The 24,131-nt window shown below is 41.1% G+C and carries 20 protein-coding genes, 1 other RNA gene and 1 pseudogene; 9 read left to right on the top strand and 13 right to left on the bottom strand.

The annotated features are described in order from the left end of the window. Positions 1–132: 132 nt before the first annotated feature. From AC59IL_RS05525 to AC59IL_RS05510, 4 genes are all read right to left on the bottom strand, one after another. Positions 133–663, bottom strand: coding sequence for a helix-turn-helix domain-containing protein (locus tag AC59IL_RS05525; protein WP_496551095.1), 531 nt, complete (start codon positions 661–663; stop codon positions 133–135). A gap of 986 nt (positions 664–1,649) precedes the next feature. Next, positions 1,650–2,642 (bottom strand): helix-turn-helix transcriptional regulator, encoded by a 993-nt coding sequence (locus AC59IL_RS05520; RefSeq protein WP_496551094.1) that lies wholly within the window; start codon positions 2,640–2,642, stop codon positions 1,650–1,652. An 88-nt stretch (positions 2,643–2,730) separates the two neighbouring features. After that, positions 2,731–3,318: a hypothetical protein gene (locus AC59IL_RS05515; protein ID WP_496551093.1), complete on the bottom strand. Its 588-nt coding sequence runs from the start codon at positions 3,316–3,318 to the stop codon at positions 2,731–2,733. Positions 3,319–4,037: 719 nt separating this feature from the next. After that, positions 4,038–4,397 carry a helix-turn-helix domain-containing protein gene (locus AC59IL_RS05510; RefSeq protein WP_496551092.1) on the bottom strand — a complete coding sequence of 120 codons (360 nt, stop codon included), beginning with the start codon at positions 4,395–4,397 and terminating at the stop codon, positions 4,038–4,040. A 613-nt stretch (positions 4,398–5,010) separates the two neighbouring features. On the opposite strand from AC59IL_RS05510, the gene AC59IL_RS05505 reads away from it, so the two are divergent. Further along, positions 5,011–5,679 carry a hypothetical protein gene (locus tag AC59IL_RS05505; RefSeq protein ID WP_496551091.1) on the top strand — a complete coding sequence of 223 codons (669 nt, stop codon included), beginning with the start codon at positions 5,011–5,013 and terminating at the stop codon, positions 5,677–5,679. A 508-nt stretch (positions 5,680–6,187) separates the two neighbouring features. On the opposite strand, the gene AC59IL_RS05500 is transcribed toward AC59IL_RS05505, so the two are convergent. The 5 genes from AC59IL_RS05500 to AC59IL_RS05480 form a co-directional block, all read right to left on the bottom strand. Continuing rightward, positions 6,188–6,736, bottom strand: a complete 549-nt coding sequence (locus tag AC59IL_RS05500) for a hypothetical protein (protein ID WP_496551090.1) — start codon at positions 6,734–6,736, stop codon at positions 6,188–6,190. 183 nt (positions 6,737–6,919) lie between these two features. Then, on the bottom strand, positions 6,920–7,120 hold the full coding sequence (locus tag AC59IL_RS05495; RefSeq protein WP_496551089.1) for a hypothetical protein: 201 nt from the start codon (positions 7,118–7,120) through the stop codon (positions 6,920–6,922). 7 nt (positions 7,121–7,127) lie between these two features. Beyond that, positions 7,128–7,685, bottom strand: a complete 558-nt coding sequence (locus AC59IL_RS05490; protein WP_496551088.1) for a LexA family transcriptional regulator — start codon at positions 7,683–7,685, stop codon at positions 7,128–7,130. Positions 7,686–7,719: 34 nt separating this feature from the next. Then, positions 7,720–7,947: a helix-turn-helix transcriptional regulator gene (locus AC59IL_RS05485; protein WP_496551087.1), complete on the bottom strand. Its 228-nt coding sequence runs from the start codon at positions 7,945–7,947 to the stop codon at positions 7,720–7,722. A 27-nt stretch (positions 7,948–7,974) separates the two neighbouring features. Then, complete coding sequence (locus AC59IL_RS05480; protein ID WP_496551086.1) at positions 7,975–8,883, bottom strand: hypothetical protein; 909 nt, start codon at positions 8,881–8,883, stop codon at positions 7,975–7,977. Positions 8,884–9,251: 368 nt separating this feature from the next. On the opposite strand from AC59IL_RS05480, the gene AC59IL_RS05475 reads away from it, so the two are divergent. From AC59IL_RS05475 to AC59IL_RS05465, 3 genes and pseudogenes are all read left to right on the top strand, one after another. Further along, entirely contained in the window at positions 9,252–9,698 is a 447-nt protein-coding gene (locus AC59IL_RS05475; RefSeq protein WP_496551085.1) for a helix-turn-helix transcriptional regulator, read from the top strand. Positions 9,699–10,303: 605 nt separating this feature from the next. After that, a complete protein-coding gene (locus tag AC59IL_RS05470) occupies positions 10,304–10,573 on the top strand; it encodes a hypothetical protein (protein WP_496551084.1) in 270 nt (89 codons plus the stop codon). Further along, a pseudogene (locus AC59IL_RS05465) lies at positions 10,570–11,424 on the top strand (recombinase family protein); the annotation flags it as partial. The gene AC59IL_RS05470 and the pseudogene AC59IL_RS05465, both read left to right, overlap by 4 nt. Positions 11,425–12,160: 736 nt before the next feature. Here the strand turns inward: AC59IL_RS05465 and ssrA are convergent. The 4 genes from ssrA to AC59IL_RS05445 all read right to left on the bottom strand — a co-directional run bounded on the left by ssrA (position 12,161) and on the right by AC59IL_RS05445 (position 17,966). After that, positions 12,161–12,532, bottom strand: a transfer-messenger RNA (tmRNA) gene (ssrA, locus tag AC59IL_RS05460). Positions 12,533–13,623: 1,091 nt separating this feature from the next. Beyond that, positions 13,624–14,985 carry an RIP metalloprotease RseP gene (gene rseP, locus AC59IL_RS05455; RefSeq protein WP_496551083.1) on the bottom strand — a complete coding sequence of 454 codons (1,362 nt, stop codon included), beginning with the start codon at positions 14,983–14,985 and terminating at the stop codon, positions 13,624–13,626. 261 nt (positions 14,986–15,246) lie between these two features. Then, positions 15,247–16,416, bottom strand: a complete 1,170-nt coding sequence (locus AC59IL_RS05450; RefSeq protein ID WP_496551082.1) for a 1-deoxy-D-xylulose-5-phosphate reductoisomerase — start codon at positions 16,414–16,416, stop codon at positions 15,247–15,249. A gap of 56 nt (positions 16,417–16,472) precedes the next feature. After that, the gene (locus tag AC59IL_RS05445; protein WP_496551081.1) at positions 16,473–17,966 is read right to left on the bottom strand and encodes a GH3 auxin-responsive promoter family protein; all 1,494 of its coding nucleotides are present in this window, start codon (positions 17,964–17,966) and stop codon (positions 16,473–16,475) included. A 415-nt stretch (positions 17,967–18,381) separates the two neighbouring features. On the opposite strand from AC59IL_RS05445, the gene rplU reads away from it, so the two are divergent. The 5 genes from rplU to AC59IL_RS05420 all read left to right on the top strand — a co-directional run bounded on the left by rplU (position 18,382) and on the right by AC59IL_RS05420 (position 24,108). After that, positions 18,382–18,684, top strand: a complete 303-nt coding sequence (rplU, locus tag AC59IL_RS05440) for a 50S ribosomal protein L21 (protein WP_496551080.1) — start codon at positions 18,382–18,384, stop codon at positions 18,682–18,684. A 64-nt stretch (positions 18,685–18,748) separates the two neighbouring features. Then, positions 18,749–19,006 carry a 50S ribosomal protein L27 gene (gene rpmA / locus AC59IL_RS05435; RefSeq protein ID WP_496551079.1) on the top strand — a complete coding sequence of 86 codons (258 nt, stop codon included), beginning with the start codon at positions 18,749–18,751 and terminating at the stop codon, positions 19,004–19,006. A gap of 1,006 nt (positions 19,007–20,012) precedes the next feature. Beyond that, complete coding sequence (locus AC59IL_RS05430) at positions 20,013–23,441, top strand: pyruvate carboxylase (RefSeq protein WP_496551078.1); 3,429 nt, start codon at positions 20,013–20,015, stop codon at positions 23,439–23,441. A 155-nt stretch (positions 23,442–23,596) separates the two neighbouring features. Next, positions 23,597–23,821 (top strand): hypothetical protein, encoded by a 225-nt coding sequence (locus AC59IL_RS05425; RefSeq protein ID WP_496551077.1) that lies wholly within the window; start codon positions 23,597–23,599, stop codon positions 23,819–23,821. Then, a complete protein-coding gene (locus AC59IL_RS05420; protein WP_496551076.1) occupies positions 23,821–24,108 on the top strand; it encodes a type II toxin-antitoxin system RelE/ParE family toxin in 288 nt (95 codons plus the stop codon). The genes AC59IL_RS05425 and AC59IL_RS05420 overlap by 1 nt, the downstream gene beginning before the upstream one ends. The last annotated feature ends 23 nt before the right edge of the window (positions 24,109–24,131 follow it).

Raw genomic sequence — 24,131 nt, 5'->3', positions numbered from 1 at the left:
ACACAATGCAACTACTGTTGAGAAACAACGAAAAGATAGGATATTACATTCAGATAACAATAGCCGGTTCTATAGTAATCAACTGAAGCTTCATTCTGTATGCAAGTTGGGTTGAAGATAACGTCACCCAATTTATTGTTTGTCAAATTGCTTAACACCTCTGCCCGATACCCTGGTTTTTTTGTCCGATAGGTTAACTTTCATTGCAGTGTTGGTATCCATCTGCTTTTCCCATTTACAGGGGGAAATGCCCTTTACTCTTTTGAAAGCCTTGTTGAAACTGCTTTGGCTGCTGTAACCGCAGAGTGCTGCTATTTCCTTTGTGGTTAATGTTTCATCGGATAGCAAAATACAGGAAACAGTTATCCGGATAATCTCACAGTATTCACTAATTGTTCTCCCGGTCTTGTACAGGAAAACGGCCTGCAATGTTGATTGGCTAATCCCGCTGTAAGCTGATAATTCATCCGGGCTTGTCCATTCAAGCGGGTGACTATTTATATATTGCATGGCTTTGTTGAATGCTTTCATTGTCTTGCGGCTAAAATGATTTTCATCAGGGGCGCCGCAGCTCTTCCATTCGGGCGGATACTGATTGATATATTTGATGGCTTTTCCAAGTGCATTCAACTCAGTCTGTCTATATTTACTTTGATTGTGCATTGTAGGTTAAGGTTGTTGTGTACAATCAGATATTATAAATTCTCATGCAAATTGTATTATTATGGCCGAAGCAGCTAGCCATATGGTCATTCTATTGCGCTTGTTTTGAAAAAGGAAATTCGTAAAAAAATCTCTTTCTCCTGCAGGTGGCAATTATCTCATTCATCTATCGAATGCCAGAAGAAAAGGATGCGGTGCGCATTTGCCACCCATAAATCTTGACCCATATACCCGTCGGTTGTACCCGGTACAGGGCTGGTGATGGATGGGAGCGACTCATCCTTGTAATGACAACTTTTCATCGGTATCGCATTCTGACCCTCGATTTAGTTTTAATAAAAATTGTCTCACCAGCCTGTGACTCGGGTTATACCTTCCAACCTTCCGCCGACCGGCGGTAAGGCGTATTGGATTTCACAGGTTTGCTATGAGAATATGGGTTTTCAGTTTAGATTTTGACAACAACTTATTAGCAACCGTATGGGCCCCGGCATGATTGCCGGGGCGTACCGGCTTAAACCTTATCCTAAATAGTAGGAATTAATACAAGAGACTTAAGAAACAATTTCTGTTATCTAATTTCTGATAAAATTCTTTTCATTCAAGCTAAGCAGGGCAAGATTAAGGTTGTTTTCAAAAGGCAAGATTATTCCTGATCTCCAATGATTTCATTGTTAGCAAGCAGTAGTAAGTCAGCAATTTCCCATTACTAATTAGATGATACTGGCACCGGTTTAATCGGAAATTCAGTTGTGATTCTTGATAAAATGAAATTGTTTGTATTGTGCGTGGGAATGCTACAAATCCCTATGGTAAGTATTGAGCTTTCATTTTCTTCCGGCGATAAATAACCGGAGCCTAAATTCTTTTTCCATTTAATACATTTTCGTTTCAATCACTGATGTAAAGTTACTATCCATTACAACCGAAAAGAAGTTCTTTGCCGGGAATTTCTTTTCCATTTTTACCTATTTTGAAAACAAAATTCATTCATTTTGGAAAAGTCGGTAAGGAGGATGGCCAAAACGGAGCTTGTATTTCTTTGAAAAATTTTGGGCGCTGCTGAAGCCCAGCATGTCAGCAACTACTTTTTCGCTTAGCCGTTTGGTTTCAACCAGCCGCAACGCCAGCCGCATCTTTTCTTCGGATTGATGCTTCAGAATAGGGTATCCGTAAATACTATGAAATAGCACTTTCAAACTATACACGCTAAGTCCCACCTCTTCGGCCAGTTCTTTTAAATTATTATTCATGTAGTAATTGCCGGCCGCCTGAATAATATCGGCCGCCTTATAAATTTTATTTACTTCCTCCTGCTTATCTATAATAGCTGTTTTACGCAGCCCGTTGGTAAGGCACGATACGCCTTGTTTTACCAGTTGGTGAACGATCGTTTCACCAACCTCATTCGATTTATTGGTAGCCGCTATCCATTCGGCCAGTTCATCTATCCATCGTAGTAATTCAATTGAAGCAACCTGTTTACGGGGCGCCAGCTTAACGGCCAACTTGCGGTTTACTTTTCCCATGAAATGCTGCAGGGCCTCGGCGGGTATTGCTAACGATTGCAAATAGTCTGCACATAATAATATATCCACAAAAGAAAAATCAGCACCCGCTTCTACCTGGTATTCCATAGACGGATGCGGCAGGTAAAAGCAGTTATAATTCCTTTCATGAAATATCTGCATGTTAAAGCTGCGGGTAGTATACCGGTGCGAACGCCGTGTGGCCCATCGTACGGTAATGGGTTGGTCGGTAATTACCGTAAGCGTATCCTTTTCATAGGAAAAGAAATGACAACACATAATTACAGCCTCCACCACATTAAATTGCTGAAAAAGATAATAATACCGGTTATCCGGTGCGGCAGCTACCTGTATATGAGCGCCGGGAAGGATCAGGCCAGGGGGAGCATTCGGAAACTCTTGGGCAACCGGTAGCTCGCCCCATTTGCTGGAATAAAGTTTAATGGTCATATGGTGTGCAACAATTTAACTTACAAAATCAGGATTCCTTGTTTTCACAGAACCGGAAAGGCTGTAATGAACAGTACCGGATTTCCATTCATTTAATAGGATTGTTAAAATGAGGGAAATCGAATCCATTCCATCGCCAATCCCCTAAGTCTATATAAGCCCTGATCTCTCCTTCAATATCCTGTTTACGGGTTTCACAATCCTTAATAAGCCGGTTTAAAGCCCGCTTATAGGTCTCTTTGTATCGGCTAATCGCTTTATCCACCAACTGTTCGAAAGGCAATAATTCATCCCCCCATCGTGCTATCAGGAATTTATTGATTTCGGATTTTTTACTATCGTAACCTATTAAAAACGGGTCGGGCGATTTATCATCATACCATATTTCCATTTTAGGAAACCATTCATTTTCTTTGCAGCGATGAATTTCTTGCAAAACCTCTAACGGCAGGGTACCGGCTCCATAGTCTGTATATAGTTCTCTACAGGGACAAAGCATATGGTAAACCCTTTCCGTACGCGGATCTAATTTCATGTAAGGGTTAGCCACTTTCTCTACTTTACCTATTTTTTTTAACTGTTTTTGAAGGCCCAAACCGGTACACAATTGCTCCCACTCTCCGGAATTTTCGTGTAGCTTTTCCAATTCAGGTTCGATAAAAATTTGAGTTGTCATTTGATTTGTTTTTTAATTGTTATGAAATTTGGCAGCTATTTGTTTAGCCACTCAAGGTGTAATGCCAGTGAGATTAATAAATTTCTATTCTCAGGACAAAATATACCCGATCACTCCTTTTCAGGGAAATGTACATTGCAATTATCTGTTGTTTGGAAATTTGATTGCCTGTATTCTTTGAGAAGTATTAAAGCTGCAAACGGCCTTTATTATTCTTGTTATTTCTTCCGGTGACAATCAACCGGAGCATCATTCATTCTGTATGCAAGTTACAAACGAAAAATAAGCGATTCCGATCAATGTATAAGTGATTCCGTTTTTTAAGACAGGTATCATCATAAAATTGTTTTCATTCAAGAAAGCCAAGCAGAATTAAAATTATTTTCAAAAGGCAAGACTATTCCTGATCTCCAATGATTTCATTGTAAGCAAGCAGTAGTAAGTCAGCAATTTTCTATTACTAATTACATGATACTGGCACCGGTCAAACCGGAATTTCAATATTGATTCCTGATAAAAATGGAATTGTTTGTATTGTGCGTGGGAATGCTACAAATCCCTCTGGCAAGTATTGAGCTTTCTTTTTCTTCCGGCAATAAGTAACCGGAGCATCATTCATTCTACATGCAAGTTATAACGAGTAATTTGACATTTTTGCAGTATTGTTATGCATTTTTGCAAGAATGTTGTGCATTTTTGTATACTCATGGCCGTTGGTATTAGCCAAACAGGTTTTGCCATTCGGTTGGGGTAATCTTAAACTCCCGCTTGAAGGCCCGGCAAAACGACGCCTGTCTTTTATAAAAACAATTCGCTGCCACTTCTTTCTTTGCCATGCCTTCCTCCAAAAATTTTTTGGATGCTTCCAAACGCTGCCTGACCTGGTATTCTTTAATACCAGAGCCATAAACTTCTTTAAACGCTTTTTCAACAATGCTTCTATTCGGAGTTTTTAAATGGTCGAGTAATTCAGCGGATGTTCTGAATTGAAACGGGTTTTGGTCTATGTGTAGTTTGATCTTTTCGATGGCGAGCAACACATACCTGGAATAAGGTTTACCGGCGTCTTTATTGAGCATGGCAGGAAAGGTTTTTAACTTACAAATCAGTTTGAGTTCCTAAAGTTCATAGCATACGAATCCTGGCTTAGTTTTAACAAAGTCGGAATAAAGGATAACCTGCAACGAAATGTTGCAATAATTGGAACAATTTAGAGTGAAGGTCAATATGCAAGAGTACGGAACTGCCGGTGAAGTAGTAATAGAAAACGCTTAGAAGTACAAATTTACCCTACATCCATAAACGGATTAAATTTATTTTATACGCTTATGTAAGGACGTGATTTTCATTCTTTGCGGTTTGGAAAGATTTCATCTTTTGGAATAATATCACTATTACGATACAACGCCATTATTATACAAGCCTTGCTGCTACTGTCTTTTACTACATTTGAATGCGGTTCGATTTCACCTCTATTGTGACTAAAATTTGTAATTTATCACTGCTTACTGAAAACAAATATTTAAATTTGGTATAGGCAACACCGCTATTTCAGCAATTCTTTATGTTGCCGGTTTTCATTAAGATCATATAAGCATTGACTGTAAAAAACAGTCTTAATCTGTACCGGTCATTAATAAGTTTTTTTTGTTATTTACTAACAATTCCTCATATCTATTTCAAAAGAAAATTATGACTACCACCACCTCTATACAATATCTCCTATCAAAGTTGGAGCAATTGCCCATGTTAAAGGATGAACTGCCCTTTGAATTTCCGCATTTCATACCAGAATTATTCTATGTTGATTTCTTTCTTGATTTCTTAATGGATTTTAAAGCTCATAAGGATGAAAACATAATTCCTTTCATCAAACAACAATTGGAAACCCCGCTGGAACACTGCATTACTGACATTTGCCGGATACTGGATCAGCATCCTGTTGACGGGTCGACCATCTGGAATATCACCAGTGAAAGACGTTTTATCCTTAAACGTGATCAACGTTCCTATAATAAACGAATTAACGGTAAAGTTCCAAAGGGGATCTCACAATCCTATTGGATGGATTATAATCACTGGCTACTTGCCCTCATCTTCTGGAACGGCATTGAGCAATCACTTGCACCCGGATACAAAGTTGATTTGCCACCGATGGCAGAAGGCCCTGTAGATGCCTTATTGGCCGATATTTATAAACCCCTGTGGGGTATGTGGACCAGCTTTAGCGCTGCGGGCAGGCCCTGCCTTACATTGCCCAATGATCGTGACGGTGATTGCATACATGTCCAACCATTCAAATCATGGGGGCGATACAAGAAATATCTTCAAAACATGTCTCCCCTTGCGGGTAAGGAATAACTACTTCCCTTGCTATTTTAAATTGCACATGCCTCAAAGCCCCATCTGAAGAGAAGGGGCGTACCTTTTTTAGAGCTTAGATTTGTGGTGCCCTCTTTCGAGGAGTGTTATAAGTAAATACACCTATGGGATGGAATTGACAAAAGAATTTTTTTCTTTTATGTTGTTTTGGCTTGAACTCCCGATATGGAACGGGATAAACTCCAGAACCAAAAATCCAAGGACAAACGAATGGTCCGCCCATTTACAATTATTGAAATTCATCACAGCCGTTGCCGGTGAGAATGTATAATACAAGGTGTTTTTCACGTTTCCTGTTTCAGAATATTTATATATTAAAAAAACGAACCCATCCCGAAGAATCGGGACGGGTTATACACACAACAGCAATGCAAATACATTGGTGCTATTTACGATCTTTTAAACCTCACATCACCATATCACTTATATGCACCTCTTAGTATAGCGCTTCACACCATTTTTATGAAAGTAGAATTTGAAATCACATTCATTCTTTATGATAAATTCTGAATTCCAATTCTCCTTTGCCTGCAGGTAATTGAATTTTTCGTGAAATGATGTAAGGACTTTTACTTACATCTTTACCGATTTTATATTCTGCAATCCTGTCTGAAAAATCCGTTAAGAACTGATAAAGTTTGTTATAGGCAACAATTTCATCATCTGGAGAAATATCTTTAGGCTTATCTCCTTTCCAAAAACTTACAATTATATCTTCTCTGATTTCTAATGCATACGAAATGTCAGAGACGGTTAATCCTGGTTTGGTCAACACCCTTTCAAGCTTTTGCTGAATTGTTGGAGGGATGTTAACTATCATTTCATCCAAAAATTTATTTAGCTTGCTATATGTTGCCTCGTTTTCGGGTATTTCCCCTTTGAGGATACTCAGCATAGTTTCAGCAGGAGTATTTGTGAGTTTAGAAATCGTTAATACTGTGATGCCCGTTTTGGATACCACAGTCTTTATTTTTTCATCAATAGGCAATAACCCGGAATCGTGTGTATACTCTAAAGATTGTTTATCAGATTTCATATGTGTAATTTTTATTTAAAAATATTTTTTTTAGAACCTACGTGATTTAACGTGTACAAATTATAGTTTAAGCCGCCTTTTACATTTCCAACATTTTTCAAAACTTTTCAGGGCGTTATCAAATTCCTGAATTATATTACCAATGTGAATAGGCACAAATTCTTTGACAGATTGATAAATACATCAACTATACTCCAGTATTTCGTTGTCGGCCAGCCCTGTTACTTCCCTGATTACTTGTAGAGCGGCAGCTTTAGTGAGATTGTCGCTGTTTTTTTGAATGTATCGCGCAATGGTAAATTCTGTACAACCCAAAGCATCCATTAACCGCCGCCGGATGGCAGGGTTATTAATGGCCTTCAGTGCTTTATTACTTAGCTTCATATTTCTATTAATGTTTTAGTATTTCTGCCTTTACTTTATAAATCGCTTCTATGTGGTTCCAGTGTCTATCAATGGGCGGGTATTTTTCCTGGTCGGGATTGTCAGATAATAGTTTAATGCAGTTCTGAATTTCACTGGCATATACTCTTCGAATGTTACCTATGCCGTTTTTATCAACAATGTAATAATACTCTGCCCAATTAAGAATTTGTGGATTTTGTAAGCTGGATATGACAGCCAGTGAGCCATGCCTGAAGGTTGGGTACATACTATCACCCCACATTTCAACTAAACTATCTGCTGGGCCAAGAAGTGTCAGTAGTTTTTGTAGTATTTGCCTGGCTTCTTTATTAAATTGAACCGCTTCAGATGTGCTTTTTATATCTTCTAATATATTATCAAGATAGTTTGTTAGTTTAATATAATCTTCCGGGTTACTGGGTCTTGTGCCACGGAACCATTTATAAATGTTATCTTTTGGAAAGCCGTTGGCTTTAGCAATTTCTGCAAGCGGTAAGCCTGTTTGCTGAATTACCTTTTTTATCTTTTCCTTAAGTGATTGCATATTCGTTGACACATTGCTTTTAATTCAAGTAGAGCTATGTTAATGCCTCTTTTTCCAGGTCTTTAAATATTATATCATCCAATGACACCGCAAAAAATCTGGAGAGTTTAATTAAGCCTTCGAGAGAAGGCGTAGTTAGACCATTTTCATAATAAGAAAATGTACAACGGGTAAAACCGAGACTGGATCTTACTTTTAGCTGGGTTAACCCCTTTTGCTTCCTTAGAAATTTCAAATTTTTTGAAAAATTAGTTGCGCTCATTGTTTTAAAATATTAACAACATTCAGGTTACTCATTTTCTAAAATATGATAAGCCGCTTCACCCAGGCATAAAATATTGCGGTAGGTATATAATAACTGCACCTCATTCATATTTTCCGGGTATATACCCGTAAACGTTAATCCTGCTTCCAGTAAATCGTTCAGTTCACGGCGGATATAAACAATAGGAAATATGTTGAAGAAATCATTGATTACCTGCAATGGCTCTACAATCTGCTTCTGGTTAAGGTATGTAGTTGTTTCCTTAATTTTTATTTCTTCTTTGGTATGCCTGATATTATGGACATACAGGGCATCAATGAATAAATGTAATTGTTCAACAAAATTTAAAACCTGCCCACGCTGTTCACCTTCTTCATATAAATAAGTATCCGCTGATAATGCTACCATTTGCCAATCACGCAGTTGATCTTGCAGAAACTGCAATGATTCGTCATTAAACACCTGGCTGATTACAAACAACGGATCTTCGCCAACTTTTTCTATAAGTTGTGGTGGCTTATTGAATTGGTCATTCTCTGAAACAATACTCTGTTCATTTTTTTGGGTTTTAGCCTGGTCAACTGCCGTATTAACCGTCCGTTCTTCCGCATTGCTTGCCTGTTTTTTTAGTTTTATTCGTTCTTGTTTGCGTAAGCGCCTATGAAACTTTTTTTGTAGGATGAAGCAGGATTCTACTATTGCTTCCATTTTTTCATAAAAATAAATATGATTGTTACGTTCATATGGTTCACTGGAAATACCGTGAGGGCTGGAAATAACTTCTACCGTCCAATTCCAAAGTATTTCGCGTACCTCATTCAAATGATAACATTCAAAAAAATCTTTGAGGATTAAAATTGGGTTTTGTTTTTGTTCTTTAGTAAGGCGAAGTGGCTGATTGTACCATTGAGGGTGTTTGTTGTGGGTTTTCATTTTTGCAAGGTTTAATCTTTATAATAGATATTCCGCTCCAATAGATGTTTTGCCTATCGGAGTATTTTGACCGAAAACTTATAAAGCATCGGGGATAAAGTAAAACAATCGGCCACTGGATTCCCAGGAGGAGAAACCGGCGGGATGAAATTGTTTTATACAAAGTAAGGACAGATAAAGGCGTAACCTACCAGAAAGGATTTGTAGTTTACCGTAAAATAATGACGATTAACGGTAGGATAGTCTTTGGTGTGTATTTTGACCGCTAATTTATAAGGACAGCTTTGGCAAACGTGGAAGATTGGAAACGCAATCACCGGCAAATTCGGGTTATTTTTATATATTTGATTCTATAGAAACAGAATATTATGGAACAGACTTTAAAACGCCCGGTTCACCAGGGCCAAAATGTTCAAAAGCTGAGGTTTATACGTAATATGAGCCAGGCTGATTTGGCTGCTGAACTTGAAGAAAAACGGCATAAACCTGTCAGCCAGCAGTTAATTTCGGATATTGAAAGCCGGGAAACCATAGAAGATGATGAATTGCTTAAGCAGATCGCAGAAATATTAAAAGTTGACCCCGATGTAATTAAGAATTTGAGTTGGGATGCTGCAATAACTGTTATAGGAAGTTCATTTACTACCAATGATCAGGCTCCTGCAATTAATCAAGCTATTCAATCAACGATTAATCAAACTTTCAATCCGCTTGATAAACTAATTGAATTATTCCAGAAAGAAAAAGATGAATTAAGAAGTGAGATTCAGCATTTAAAAAAGGAAAACGAAGAGTTGAGGAAAGGGAAAAAGTAGAAGTTTGTAGCAACAGGTTGTGGCCTGTTCTTTAAACTGGCCGTAGTGCTCTACGACCAGTTTCTTTATATATTATGGATACTACGTAATACAACAACCATTGCCGCGATTTCTGGCCACAAACCAAATAAACATGAAATGAGAACCGCCGGGTTCAATAAAACCCAGGCGGGATATAAAGTCTGCAAAGTTTTTCTCTGTAATTCTCAAAACGAGACACGGAATTACAATTAATTGCAATTAATCCCCATGAATTACAATTAATCCGCAATTGCTCCCTAATTGCTCCGCAATTGTTTCGAAGGCTTTAATGTATCATCCAGAATAAGTTTATCTGGGTAAGATTCTGGTTTTGTTTATCAACTTACTACAATGGCATTAATAAAGCGTCATGATAATTAGCACTGTCACTTTTGTTTTTACCATCTTTTACCAGCTATATCTTTCCTTTTTTCACCCTCTCTATGTCATTATTTCCTTTCTTCACCCTCAGCCGATATGTGATTTGTAGATTGTGCGGCAAATTTTTCATTAACCGTTGAACAGCAAGGACCATCCTACTCTTTATATTTTCATCTAATTGATTATCAATAATTTGTATCTTTATGAAAGCAACCATTAAACCGCTTACTGCCACTGAACCGTTTAACGTTAAGCGATTTGTATCGGAAAATCTGCACAGAACGGAAGACATTACAGCAAATGAAGTAAGGCAGCTGGAAAGCTTTAAAGACATAAGCGATGAACAGGTGGCGGAACTAATAAAGGCGATAAAAGAGTTTACCATGATTGTTTTTGATGTAATGGCTAAACAGGAAAGAAAGGCGACAATAGTAACCATGCAAACAACACAAACGAAAAATAAAGCAGCATGAATACAACAGTCAAATCCCTTCCTATCACCACCGGCCTCAACCTCTTTGAGCCTTTTGCACGGGGCAAGCAAAAGCAACAGCTTCGGGGCAGCCGGTGTGTCATATATACGAGAGTATCAACAAAAGAACAGGCTGACAATAATCTTTCGCTGGAAACCCAGCGCAAAGCCTGCGAGCAATGCGCCCTTAAAAACAATTACACAATCATGGGTTATTTTGGCGGTACCTATGAAAGCGCCAAAACAGATGAACGCAGACATTTTAACGCCATGCTCAGCTTTGTAAAAAAAAGCCGGGAAAAAATATCGCATATCATTGTGTATAGCGTGGACAGGTTCTCCCGCTCCGGGGCCAATGCCATTTACATAGCCGAGCAGCTAAAGAAAGAAGGCATAACGGTTTTCGCCGTATCGCAGCCTACCGATACCACCACTGCCAGCGGCAGCCTCCAACAGAACATCCAGTTTATTTTTTCGGAATATGATAATCAACTCCGCCGGGAAAAGTGTATGGCAGGGGTAAAGGAAAAGCTGCTGAAAGGCATTTGGGTGAGTACGCCACCCATTGGTTATTCCATTGTAAAATCCGGTGGTCAAAAGTCCATCGTCCTTAATGAAACCGGTAAGCTGATCCAGAAGGCTTTTCATTGGAAGGCGCAGGGGCTGTCTATTGAGGAAATCACAAAACGTTTGGCAGAAAAGGGACTAAAGATTGACAGCCGACGAGTAGGTGATTTTTTAAAGAATCCGTTTTATTGCGGCCTGTTGGTACATAATGCGCTTGAAGGAAAAGTAGTAGAGGGCATACAGGAAAAAGCGGTATCACGGGAATTGTTCTTGCAGGTAAACGGACTGTTGGCGTCCAACCATCACGGCTATAGCATCCAACCGGAAAACGATGATATACCGTTGAAACGTTTTATCCAATGCGAATACTGCGGGGCTTATTTAAGGGCTTACAAAGCATGGAAGAACCAGGAGTATTATTACAAATGCAATACAAAGGGTTGCCAGTGCAACAAGCGGGCTGATTCGATACACGAAAAGTTTTTGGAGTTAATGATACCCCATCAATTAAATATTAATGAAGATACCGGCAGGGTGATCGCCCGGCAAATGATCACCACCTATCACCAGCTTACCCAGGAAAAGCAGGAGGATAAGGAACGTATCCAGAAGCAGCTTGCGGAAGCGGAAAAGAAAATCCAGCGGCTGGAGGAACGTTATATCAACGAGGAAATAGACCGGGACTTATTCCTCCGGTATAAGGAAAAGTTCATTAACGAGCGGCGGGAAATCGAGGCCAAACTCGTCCAGGCCGATGACAGGGTGTCGAACCTTGAAAACCTGGTAGAAAAAGTATTGCACTATGCCACCAAACTCACGTCCCTGTGGGATTTGGGCGAATACCAGGAAAAGCAAAAGATACAATTTTGGGTATTTCCGGAAGGAATGACCTACAACCGCAAAAAAGACGAGTGTCGAACTCCGAGAGTGAATAGTGTATTCCTCTACATTGCAGAACTGGCAAGGATTTTAGAACAAAAGAAAAGCGGGGACAAAGCTAAAATTAGCTTTGTCCCCGCTTTGGTGGAGGTGACCGGATTCGAACCGGTGTCCAAACATATCCGCCAAGAGCTTTCTACATGTTTATTCCGGCATTAATTGTAGGGAAACAGCAGGAACCGGACGAACCAATTGCTTCCTTAGCTGGATAGTCTTAAGCAACCGTCACAGCCTTCGATTGCAGCATTCTGTATTTGTTTTGAGTCGGCGGCGGAGCGTGGTAACAGAACGACCTGCCCGGCGGCCCTAATGACTACTTAATCACTGATTAGGCAGCCATGGCAAATTGTGTATTGCCATTTGAATTTTGAATATTCAGATTAACGTGCTAATTATCCAACGCACGACATGCTTACACTCTCAAAGATCTATGCTGTCAAAACCATACACCCCCAAAATCAGTTCTAAGTTTTAAGTTCTAGGTATGAAGAACAAAGAACTAAGAATCCTGAACTGAGAACTTAGAACCTGCAAAAGTAATGCTATTTCCCCTTCCAAAATAGCTTTGGTGTGGCTAAAATTTTAATTACCAGACATATATCATCAACCGAAAGGTGGTCATCCGCCGGTTGGAGGGTGAGGGCTTACCCTGATTCATTACAAGCTCCTTATCTAAACATCAACAGGGTGAATCATCCACCAGCCAGCGAATGCCCCACCCTTCAAATAAAAATCCCCTGCAAGACTACAGGGGAGATAACCAAAACTAACTGCTATGAGAAACTTATATTTTAAAATTTCGTAGAATGTTGTCAAAGGTATTATACAGCAGCTCACTTAACCGGTACAACTTATTGAACAGTTGTTTTCATTTATTGAACTGTACTATATAGACAATAAACGGGCTATTTTGGTTGTAAGGCAGGCTCTCCACAAGGAGTTTTTAACATTTTTTAAAAAGATGGGCAACCGGAAGCCGCTTTGGCCATAATGAATTACCCAAACATCGCGCCCGGCCGGGAATATTGATTTTGCAACTCATTGTTTCACAATATCATACCTCCCCAGGTTTACCTAAAGTTTACCTTTCAATTAGACATAAAATTGATTTTCAAGATATTGCAAAATACAAGTTTACCTATTGTTTACCCAAAGTTTACTCTTTGTTTACCCTTTGCTTACTTTTCGTATACCTCTTGCTTACTCATTGCTTACTCATTGGTTACTCTTTTGTATACCCCTTGAACGTATTTTCTTTATACCTCCTTTATGTTTTGCTTACCCTTTTCTTTACCTAAGGGGTAATAAAAAGGTAAGCATGGTATTTACCAAATACTTAGAAGGTGTAAAGAAGGTGGTAAAGAAAGGTATAGAATCTAACTCCCAAACGGGAAAAGGCTGGTAGTTAAAAATACACCTTTGGCCTCCAGGCTATGGAAAAGAAAAGCCCTTCCGAACAAGTCGGGAGGGCGATTCATTTATACCTGTATCCTTAGCGAAGACCCGCCCATAGGCGGGTCGAAGGATCGTGAAAGTCGAAGATAATTAATGCTTAAACAGATATCGCCAGAAGTCCAGGCCCAATGCATAAGCCATTACCCCTAACAACAGCACCATACCCGCCATTTGCGCATACTCCATAAACTTGTCGCTCGGTTTGCGGCCGGTGATCATTTCGTACAGGGTAAATAATACGTGTCCGCCATCGAGGGCCGGAATGGGCAAAATATTCATAAACGCCAATACAATGCTCAGCAGAGCAGTCATCGTCCAAAAGCGCTCCCAATCCCATCTTTCGCCAAACATGCTGCCGATGGTTAAGAAGCTGCCAAGCGATTCGCTGGCTTTTACCTCTTTCGAAGTGAACAACAGCTTGAAGTTCTGCACGTTCATTACCAGGGTGCTCCAGCCTTTTTTTACTCCGGCGGGTAACGACTCGAGGAAAGTGTATTTCTTTACTGAAAAGGTCAGGAGTTTTTCGGGTGAACGGGGAAAGAAACCAATACTGGCGTCGGCCGATAGCTGAACCTGTACCTGGGCCGTATCGGTTTGATTACGCAATACGGTGATGGTAACTTCTTTATTCTTATAGTTCTTTTTTACATCGTTTAATTCATACAACGACGTAATGGATTGATTGTTAAACCCAACGATCTGGTCATCTTTCTGCAAACTGCCCGACTTGAATTTGGACGTTTTGGGAACAGAATCAACCACAGCCGGAAATTTGGCGTAAGCCAAAGGATCGCCTTTACGTTTTATCAGTTTGCTGATGGTGCCTTCGGGAATCGGTACATCAACATTTTGACCGTTACGTACCACCTGAATGGTTTTGGCCTCATTTAAAATGATATCGGTGCTCAGGCGCTGAAAATTCTCCACCTCTTTGCCGCTTACCGATACAATTTTATCGCCATCCTTCAAACCAACGCTTTTTCCGAGGCTATCGACATAAATGCCATATACCGCATTTTTTGCCGGCAGGTACTCTTCACCCCACACCCACAAAATCATGGCAAAAAGGAAAAAACCTAATATCAGATTTACAGTAACACCGCCGATCATAATGATCAGGCGTTGCCAGGGCTTTTTACTGCGGAACTCCCAGGGCTGGGGAGGCATTTTCATTGCCTCTTTGTCCATGCTCTCGTCGATCATACCCGAAATCTTTACATATCCTCCCAGTGGCAACCAGCCAATACCATAAACGGTTTCACCAATCTTCTTTTTTGCCAGTGAAAACCAGGGATCAAAGAACAGGTAAAATTTCTCAACGCGGCATTTGAACCATTTGGCGGGAAGAAAATGGCCCATTTCGTGTAATATGACAAGTATCGATAAGCATAATACCAACTGCCCGGCTTTTATACCTACTACAGCCCAATCTATTGCTAACAATGTGATCATAAGCGCTAAATACGCGATGCGTTTAATTTAAAATAGCCTCAAAATATCGAATAATCCTGCAATTCGGTTAACCGCTCACCAAAATTGTGAAAAAGTTTACCTAAAGCCGGTTACCAGTTGCAGGTTACAAGTTGCAGGTTACAAGTTTCAGGTTGCAGGGCTTTCGATGCAGACACCCTTATTATAATCACCGGAAACAACTACTGCCTACTGCCTACTGCCCACTCTCCTACTCGCCACTTACTACTTACAACTTACGACTTACAACTTAATGAGTGAGGCAGCAAAATTACGCGCCTCACCATCGCTGTCAAAATATTCTTCCAGCGTGGGTTTTTCGATCATAGGCACATGCTGCAGGGTTCGTTCAATCAAATCGGTCATGTCTAAAAACCCGATACGGTTGCGTAAAAAGGCAAATACGGCAATTTCATTGGCAGCATTCAATACACAAGGTTGGTTGCCCCCCTTGAACAGAGCTTCTGTAGCCAGTACCAGGTTGCGGAAGGTTTTGGTATCGGGCTCTTCGAATGTAAGCGAACAGGGGTTTTTGAAATTATACCGGGGAAACTCATTTGGAATGCGGTGCGGAAAAGCGAGCGCATATTGTATGGGCAGCTTCATATCGGGCAACCCCATCTGCGCTTTGATGCTGCCATCTTCGAACTGCACCATGCTGTGTATAATACTTTGCGGATGAACAAGCACATTCACCTGCTCGGGCCCCAGGTCGAACAACCACCGGGCTTCTATCATCTCTAATCCCTTGTTCATCAGCGTGGCTGAATCTATAGTTATTTTAGCGCCCATTTGCCAGTTGGGGTGCTGCAGAGCGTGATCGCGTTTTACATTTACGAGGTAATTAGGCTTCTTACCCAAAAAAGGTCCGCCGCTGGCTGTTAAAATAACCTTTTCGATCTTATTGCGGGTTTCGCCTACAAGGCACTGAAATATGGCCGAATGTTCTGAATCGACCGGAATAACAGGCACTCTTTTTTCGATCGCCTTCTGCATTACTATATCACCTGCAACCACCAGCGTTTCTTTATTGGCAAGAGCAATGGCCTTACCGGCATCGAGCGCGCATAATGTAGGACGTAATCCAGCAAAACCAACAATGGCCGCCAGCATCATGTCGTAACAATCCATCGAAGCCACGTCTTCAAGTGCCTTTTCACCGGCAAATACTTTGGTATTGGTGTGCGACAACGCTTCTTTTACAGTAGCATATTTACGTTCATCGCCAATAACAACAATATTGGGATCAAATTGCAGGGCCTGTTTTATTAACAGTTCATCATTACTCTGTGCAGTTAATATCTCCGCTGTGAATTTGTCGGGATTGGCGGCAATAACTTCCAGCGCCTGACTGCCAATTGAACCCGTAGATCCAAATAAAGCAATGCGTCTGTGTGAAATACTGTTCGACATGTTCCGGTTCAATAATGTTTTTTATATAAGCAAATCAGACAGCCTAAACGCAAAAACTACTCAACATATTTTTCAAGTGCCGTAGCAATATTGCGGTCATTGCTCAAACGGGGCACTTTGTTTTGACCGCCTAATTTACCAATGGATTTCATAAAATCAATGAACCCATGCTTTTTTACCGGGCGAATATGAAGCGGTAACAATATATTACCGGTGATCAGATCATTATAATAGATGTTCTTATTACGCAAATAGGTATCAACCTTCAATGCAAACCGGTCGAGGTTGGCCGGCTTATTTTCAAATTCAATAAACCACTCGTGGTACGATTTGCCCTTGCCCTGCTGTATCATGGGAGCTACGGTAAACTCGGTAATGTGTATGCCTTCTTCTTCGGCAGCTTTTATAAGACTGTGCTCCACTTCTTCTCCAATAACGTGTTCGCCAAAAGCCGAAATAAAATGTTTGATACGACCGGTTACTACCAGCCGGTATGGATTGGTTGAAACAAATTTCACGGTATCGCCAAGGTTGTAGCCCCATAAACCGGCATTGCTATTTACCAGCATGGCATAATTCTCGCCCACTTTAACATCTTTTAACGATAAGCGGGTAGGGTTGGTATTGAATATTTCATTGGCAGGAACAAATTCGAAGTAAATGCCGCTGTTGGTATTTAATAATAACCCTTCGGCCTGCTGCGAATCCTGAAATGCAAAAAATCCTTCCGATGCAGGAAATGTTTCAATAGTGGCAATAGATGAACCAATGCTTTCGAGCAATTTGGTTTTATAGGGTTCGAAGTTTACACCGCCATGCACCAGTACCGAAAAGTTGGGAAATATTTCCCTGATCTTTTTACCGGTTTTCTCCATCAGCCTGTCGAAATACATTTGCATCCATGGCGGAATGCCGCTGATCAGCGTCATATCCTGGTTGATGGTTTCGGCCACTATGCTATCGAGTTTGGTTTCCCAGTCGTCGATACAATTGGTTTCGTAAGAAGGCAATTGATTTGCGCGCAAATAGCTCGGCACATGATGGTTTACTATACCGCTTAAACGCCCGGTGGGTATGCCGCCGATACGCTCCAGCTCGGGCGAACCCGATAAAAAGATCATTTTACCATCGGTGAAATTGGTATTGCCCGATTCGGCAATATAACACAACAGCGCATTGCGTGCCGTGTTGATATGGTTATCGATCGACTCCTTACTGATAGGTATATATTTAATACCACTGGTGGTGCCTGAAGTTTTGGCAAGATAAATAGGCCGGCCTTTCCACAGCACGTTGTGCTTTCCTTCCTTTATTTTTTCTATATACGGCTTGAACTGTTCGTAATCGCGCACAGGAACGGCCTGAACAAATTCTTCATACACATTTATATCCTGAAAATGGTGGTCTTTACCAAATTCAGTTGCCTTACCTGTTTTGAGCAGCTCTTTCAGAATGTTTTCCTGATCAGCTACTGCGGTAGTCATGCCTTTTTTGATGCCTTTATATATATAGTGGGCAAAAGGTTTTGCCAGAAACGATTTTATTTTCATTGAATCCCGTATTCCAGTCTTTAGGAAAAACAAACCTACGTCAATTGTTGAAATACACAAAGAGCGTTTTGTGTTTACAGAACAGGATTGATGGTTGGATTGTTTGATAGTTAGATGGTTTTACGCTCATTTTAAAAGCCCTGATAAAAATCATGCAGGCCCGGTACGGAAAAACATATATAATAATATGCAAGCCTGCCCTGCGCTCCTTACCCTATTAACCTGCTTTATTTACAGGTAATGATAGCTGGGGCGGACTCCCAACAATCTAACCTTTCAAACAATGTAACCATTTAATTATTATACCTTTACAAAAAATAAGCCTTCGCTGCTCTAAAAATTGTAAAAAAATACCTGTAAAACCTTCACAATCTGCTGCAAACCCTTACCTTTGCACTCCTAATTTTGGAAATCCATGTTTGCAATTGTTAAAATAGCCGGACAGCAATTTAAGGTTCAAAAGGACCAAACTTTATTTGTACCACGTGTTGATGGCAAGGCCGGAGACAAGGTTGAATTCTCAGAGATCCTTTTGCTGGATAATGAGGGTAAATTATCAGTTGGTACTGCAGTTAAAGGTTCTGTTAAAGCAGAGATCATTGACCAGGTTCAGGGCGATAAAGTAATCGCTTTTAAAATGAAAAGAAGAAAAGGTTTCCGCAAGAAACATGGTCATCGTACTCAGTATACTAAAATTTTAGTAACAGGAATTGCTTAAATAATTTGATTTGTCTTTTGCATTTTCAAATTATCTCATTTTTCAAATTTTCAAATTAATTACAATGGCACATAAAAAAGGGGAAGGCAGTGTAAAGAACGGTCGCGACTCACAAAGCAAACGCTTAGGCGTTAAAATTTATGGTGGTCAACCTGCTGTTAGCGGTAACATCATCGTTCGTCAACGTGGCACTGTATATCATCCCGGAAAAAATGTTGGTATTGGAAGAGACTTCACTTTGTTTGCGTTACAGGATGGCGTAGTTGAATTCAAGAAGAGTTCGAACGATAAAACGATCGTGAACATTGTAGCTGTTGCCTAACATGTTTGTTGCATAATGATTTTTTCACAAAATGTGAAAAAATTTTTGGCGGTTTGAAATTAGTTTTTATTTTTACACTTGTTAAATTCTATTTACTAACCGTTAAATTCACAAAAACATGGCAACTAAGAAAAAAGCTGCAAAAAAAGCTGCAAAGAAAGCCGCTCCCAAGAAAAAGAAAGCTGCAAAGAAGAAGAAATAACTTCAGCTTTTTGGAAAGCAAAAAATATCAAAGTCCCGAAGTTTACTTCGGGACTTTTTTATTGTAGACGCTCTGCGGAACTTGTAGCTCCGCAGTTTCATTCTATGGCCTTTGGCCATTTATATTGGTGCCACAGGCAACAGAGTTGGCGCTTCGACTTCGCTCAGCGCCAAACAAGAATCCTTCGACCCTTCGACTACGCTCAGGGCAAGCCCGCTCAGGATCATCACCTACCTCACGAAACCCGGTCCCCGCCTGCATTTCATTGGATCGCATTTTTAATATCTGTATTACTTCTTTATAAAAAAAACTTTCTTACCCGGATGCTTATTCCATTCAATGATTTACCAAAATAACTTCATCGATAACCTGCTGCCGTTTTATTTTAATACTGTACTTTGCACATTCACTACAACAGAGAAAACTCACCTACTACTGAAGTCCGGAACGTTATCCTTTATCTGTTCGGTACCGGCTTAACCGATAGTCACATGTAAACTTATTGTCAACATTGTATAGTGCGCCCCCGTGTAATGGCGAATTTGAAGAAATTGCATTGGCAGTTTATGGTTTGTGGTTTGTGGTTCTTTCGGTGGATCGTACTGTGCGATTTTGATCCTGTTACAATTTTAAGGTGTGGCGAGGTAATAATGATTTTCAAAATCGCGGCAGCAACTACAAACCACAAACCTCAAACAAACAAATTTGCCCCTGGCACTACTTTTTTATAAAAAAAATCCAATGTCTTTTGATGAAAGACCGTTGCCCGACTGTTTTTATATTATACACAACAACTGCTTTGTCATGTTCAAAAAAATTCTTGTTGCCAACCGAGGCGAAATTGCTATCAGGGTATTGCGTGCTGCTACCGAATTAAATATTAAAACCATTGCCGTTTACACATTCGAAGACCGGTACTCATTGCACCGGTATAAAGCCGATGAATCTTATCAGATCGGCAAAAATGATGATCCGCTGAAACCTTATCTCGATATAGAAGAAATTATTCGCGTTGCCAAACGCGAACACGCCGATGCCATTCATCCCGGTTACGGTTTCCTGTCAGAAAATGCCCGCTTTGCACAAAGATGCGCCGAAGAAAATATTGCCTTTGTTGGTCCTTCGGCTTATATCATGGAACAACTGGGCGATAAAATTGCCGCCAAAAAAGTAGCGCGTAAGGCAGGCGTGCCCATGATCGAAGATAGCCAGGCCGATATCAATATGCCGGCAATTGCTCATCAGGAAGCACAACGCATTGGCTATCCCATTATCATTAAAGCAGCAGCGGGTGGTGGCGGCCGGGGCATGCGCGTGGTACGAAACGATGAAGAACTGCAAAAAACAATGCAGGAAGCCCGCAATGAAGCAAAAACCGCATTTGGAAATGATACCGTGTTCTTTGAAAAGTTTATCGAATCGCCCAAACACATCGAAGTGCAGATATTGGGCGATCATCATGGCAATGTCATTCACCTGTTCGAACGCGACTGCTCGGTACAACGCCGTTTTCAGAAAGTGGTTGAAGTAGCGCCTGCTATTTCGTTGAAACCCGAAACCCGTACACAACTGCACGATTACGCCATTCGTATTTGCAAACAGGTTAATTATAATAATGCGGGCACGGTTGAGTTTTTGGTCGACAAGGCCGGGAACATCTATTTTATTGAAGTAAATCCGCGTATACAGGTTGAGCACACGGTAACAGAAGAAATAACCGGTATTGATATTGTTAAAAGCCAGCTGCTGATAGCACAGGGATATGCGCTAACCGATGCGCCGATCAATATTATTTCGCAACAGCAACTGCAAATATCAGGCGTGGCCATTCAATGCCGGGTTACTACCGAAGATCCATCCAACAATTTCAAACCCGACTTTGGTACGTTGATCGCCTACCGCAATGCAGGCGGACCAGGTATTCGATTAGATGAAGGAAGCTCCTACCCCGGCGTTAGCATCTCCCCTTTCTTTGATTCGTTGCTGGTAAAGATCACCGCCAGCGGCCGCAACCTGGCCGAAACCTGCGATCGTTTGGTGCGCACTTTAAAAGAATTTCGTATCAGGGGCGTTAAAACAAATATTGCTTTTTTGGAGAACGTATTGCTACATGCTACCTTTCAAAGCGGCGATGCAACGGTTGATTTTATCGATAACCATCCGGAGCTGTTTCAGCTAACACCACGTATGGACAGGGGCACCAAAGCGCTGCAATACCTTGCTGAAATTATTGTAAACGGCAATCCCGATGTTTCTGAAATAAATCCCAATATTACTTTTCGTACACCGGTGGTGCCCGATACCGTGCAGCGTACTATCACCAAAGGCACCAAAGACCTGCTGACCGAACTGGGCCGCGACGGGTTCATTAACTGGTTAAAAAATTCCAACGCCATTCAATATACCGATACCACGTTTCGCGATGCACACCAGTCGCTACTGGCTACGCGCGTACGCACTACCGATATACTGAGGGTGGCAGAAACAGTAGCGAAAAATCACCCTGAAATATTTTCGCTCGAAATGTGGGGCGGCGCTACGTTCGATGTTGCCCTGCGCTTTTTACACGAATGTCCCTGGCAGCGATTGCAACTGTTACGCGAACGCATTCCCAATATTTTATTCCAGATGCTGATACGCGGCTCCAATGCCGTGGGTTATACAGCGTATCCCGATAACCTGGTAGAAACATTTATTGAAGAATCGTGGAAGAACGGCATCGACATCTTTCGCATATTCGATTCGCTGAACTGGCTCGAAGGAATGCAGGTAAGCATCCGCGCCGTTCGCGAAAGAACGGGCGGATTGGCCGAAGCATGCATTTGTTATACCGGTGATTTTCTGGATCCGGAACGCAACCACAAATTCAACCTGCAATATTATATCGACCTCGCCAAACGGCTCGAAGATGCCGGTGCGCATATGCTCGGTATAAAAGACATGGCCGGTTTGTTAAAACCCATGCAGGCAGGCATACTGGTAAGCGAACTGAAAAAAGCCATTAACATTCCGGTTCACCTGCACACGCACGATACCTCGTCGATACAAAGCGCTACTTACCTGAAAGCCATTGAAGCGGGTGTTGATGTAATTGATGTGGCGCTGGCTTCTATGTCGGGCCTCACGTCGCAACCCAATTTCAATTCAATAGTGGCCATGATGAAGGGCCATGAGCGCGAGCAGCCCATGAACCTGCAAAAGCTGAATGAGCTAAGCAATTACTGGGAAGATGTGCGTGAATTTTATTATCCGTTCGAATCGCAGTTAAAAGCAGGCACTGCCGAAGTGTTTGATCATGAAATACCCGGCGGACAATATTCCAACCTGCGTCCACAGGCGCGCTCGCTGGGGCTCGAAGACCAGTTCACCGATATCAAGAAAAATTATGTGGTGGTGAACAAGCTGTTTGGTGATATAGTAAAAGTAACGCCTTCGTCGAAGGTGGTGGGCGATATGGCGCTGTTCATGACAGCCAACGGATACACCGAGCAGGATATATATGAAAAAGGCGAAACCATTTCTTTCCCCGATTCGGTGATCGGATTGTTCCGTGGCGATCTGGGACAAACGCCCGGCGGCTTTCCCGCATCATTGCAAAAGATCATACTGAAAAATGAAAGGGCTTATACCGATCGTCCGAATGCCCATTTACAACCTTTGAACCTTTCGCTGGAGCAGGAAAAGTTCGAAGCAAAATACGGAACGCGGTACAGTAACCTCGATTTGTTATCGTACCTGTTTTATCCCAAAGTGTTTGATGAATACCATCAGTTTAAATCAACCTACGGAGAAGTTTATTATGTTCCCTCGCCTGTATTCTTTTTCGGATTAAAGCCCAATGAAGAAACGTTGATTGAGCTGGCGCCCGGCAAAAGCATTCTGATCAAGTTTGTATACATGGGCGAAACGGACGAGAACGGGTACAAGCAGGTATTTTTTAAACTCAACGGACAAACGCGTTCGATATTTGTAAAAGACAGAAGCTTTACCTCGGTAAAACCCACGCATAAAAAAGTAAGCGCCCCCAACGAAATCGGCGCGCCGTTACAGGGCAAGCTGTCGAAAATACTGGTAAAAGCAGGCGATACCATCAAAAAGAACACACCCCTGTTTGTGATCGAAGCCATGAAAATGGAATCGACCATTGTAGCGCCCATTGCATCGGTGGTGAAAAATGTGGTGTTGCACGAGGGCGTGTTTGTTGAGCAGGATGATGTGGTGGTGGAGTTGTGATGAGTTGGGAGTAGCAGTTAGAAAAAAGCCTGAGGGCATTAAGTGAATAGCCTCCGACTGATTGCCTTTAGGCTTTGGATACCATCTATAAATTGCGTAAATTCGTATTAATGTACTTTCCACCCAAATACCTTATATCCTAAAAACATTCTCATATGTCTGAAAACACTTTTCATATCCGCATTAAAAAACAATATGCTGCGGCTCTTATTGAAGACCTGATCAAGGTGCATGCCGTGGAAACTATTCCCGAAGAAGAAGCCATTGAACTTACTGAACAGCAAAAAGCAGCTCTTGACAAAGAATTGGTCAACATAGCCTCCAACCCGGATTATTTACTTAAATGGAACGATATCAAACACCGGTTTAAAAAACCCTGATGCCTTATACCATCTGCATTACCCCTACTGCTGTTGATGATATTGATACAGCTATAGAATATTATAATGCGCTTGCTACCGACCTTGGCTACCGCTTTGCAGATGTGATTCAGGAATATTTTGAACGCATTGCCCTTACACCTGCCGCGTCTGCCATACGATACAAAAACATTCGCTGTAAACCCGTTAAAAGATTCCCTTTTCTTATTACATATACAATCGACGAGGCCAACTATTACGTTAATATTCTGCGTGTTTTTAATACCTATCAGGAACCCCTTTGGTAATAACCGGAATCATTTAATTTAGC

This window comes from Niastella sp. sgz303648, from assembly GCF_059587045.1.
The sequence above is the reverse complement of the archived record's forward strand: the minus strand, read 5'-3'. Positions and strand labels throughout refer to the sequence as shown.

Coding starts and splice junctions, on each gene's coding strand:
- AC59IL_RS05525 (WP_496551095.1), bottom strand. CDS start 663: ATGCACAATCAAAGTAAATATAGACAGACTGAGTTGAATGCACTTGGA.
- AC59IL_RS05520 (WP_496551094.1), bottom strand. CDS start 2,642: ATGACCATTAAACTTTATTCCAGCAAATGGGGCGAGCTACCGGTTGCC.
- AC59IL_RS05515 (WP_496551093.1), bottom strand. CDS start 3,318: ATGACAACTCAAATTTTTATCGAACCTGAATTGGAAAAGCTACACGAA.
- AC59IL_RS05510 (WP_496551092.1), bottom strand. CDS start 4,397: ATGCTCAATAAAGACGCCGGTAAACCTTATTCCAGGTATGTGTTGCTC.
- AC59IL_RS05505 (WP_496551091.1), top strand. CDS start 5,011: ATGACTACCACCACCTCTATACAATATCTCCTATCAAAGTTGGAGCAA.
- AC59IL_RS05500 (WP_496551090.1), bottom strand. CDS start 6,736: ATGAAATCTGATAAACAATCTTTAGAGTATACACACGATTCCGGGTTA.
- AC59IL_RS05495 (WP_496551089.1), bottom strand. CDS start 7,120: ATGAAGCTAAGTAATAAAGCACTGAAGGCCATTAATAACCCTGCCATC.
- AC59IL_RS05490 (WP_496551088.1), bottom strand. CDS start 7,685: ATGCAATCACTTAAGGAAAAGATAAAAAAGGTAATTCAGCAAACAGGC.
- AC59IL_RS05485 (WP_496551087.1), bottom strand. CDS start 7,947: ATGAGCGCAACTAATTTTTCAAAAAATTTGAAATTTCTAAGGAAGCAA.
- AC59IL_RS05480 (WP_496551086.1), bottom strand. CDS start 8,883: ATGAAAACCCACAACAAACACCCTCAATGGTACAATCAGCCACTTCGC.
- AC59IL_RS05475 (WP_496551085.1), top strand. CDS start 9,252: ATGGAACAGACTTTAAAACGCCCGGTTCACCAGGGCCAAAATGTTCAA.
- AC59IL_RS05470 (WP_496551084.1), top strand. CDS start 10,304: ATGAAAGCAACCATTAAACCGCTTACTGCCACTGAACCGTTTAACGTT.
- rseP (WP_496551083.1), bottom strand. CDS start 14,985: ATGATCACATTGTTAGCAATAGATTGGGCTGTAGTAGGTATAAAAGCC.
- AC59IL_RS05450 (WP_496551082.1), bottom strand. CDS start 16,416: ATGTCGAACAGTATTTCACACAGACGCATTGCTTTATTTGGATCTACG.
- AC59IL_RS05445 (WP_496551081.1), bottom strand. CDS start 17,966: ATGAAAATAAAATCGTTTCTGGCAAAACCTTTTGCCCACTATATATAT.
- rplU (WP_496551080.1), top strand. CDS start 18,382: ATGTTTGCAATTGTTAAAATAGCCGGACAGCAATTTAAGGTTCAAAAG.
- rpmA (WP_496551079.1), top strand. CDS start 18,749: ATGGCACATAAAAAAGGGGAAGGCAGTGTAAAGAACGGTCGCGACTCA.
- AC59IL_RS05430 (WP_496551078.1), top strand. CDS start 20,013: ATGTTCAAAAAAATTCTTGTTGCCAACCGAGGCGAAATTGCTATCAGG.
- AC59IL_RS05425 (WP_496551077.1), top strand. CDS start 23,597: ATGTCTGAAAACACTTTTCATATCCGCATTAAAAAACAATATGCTGCG.
- AC59IL_RS05420 (WP_496551076.1), top strand. CDS start 23,821: ATGCCTTATACCATCTGCATTACCCCTACTGCTGTTGATGATATTGAT.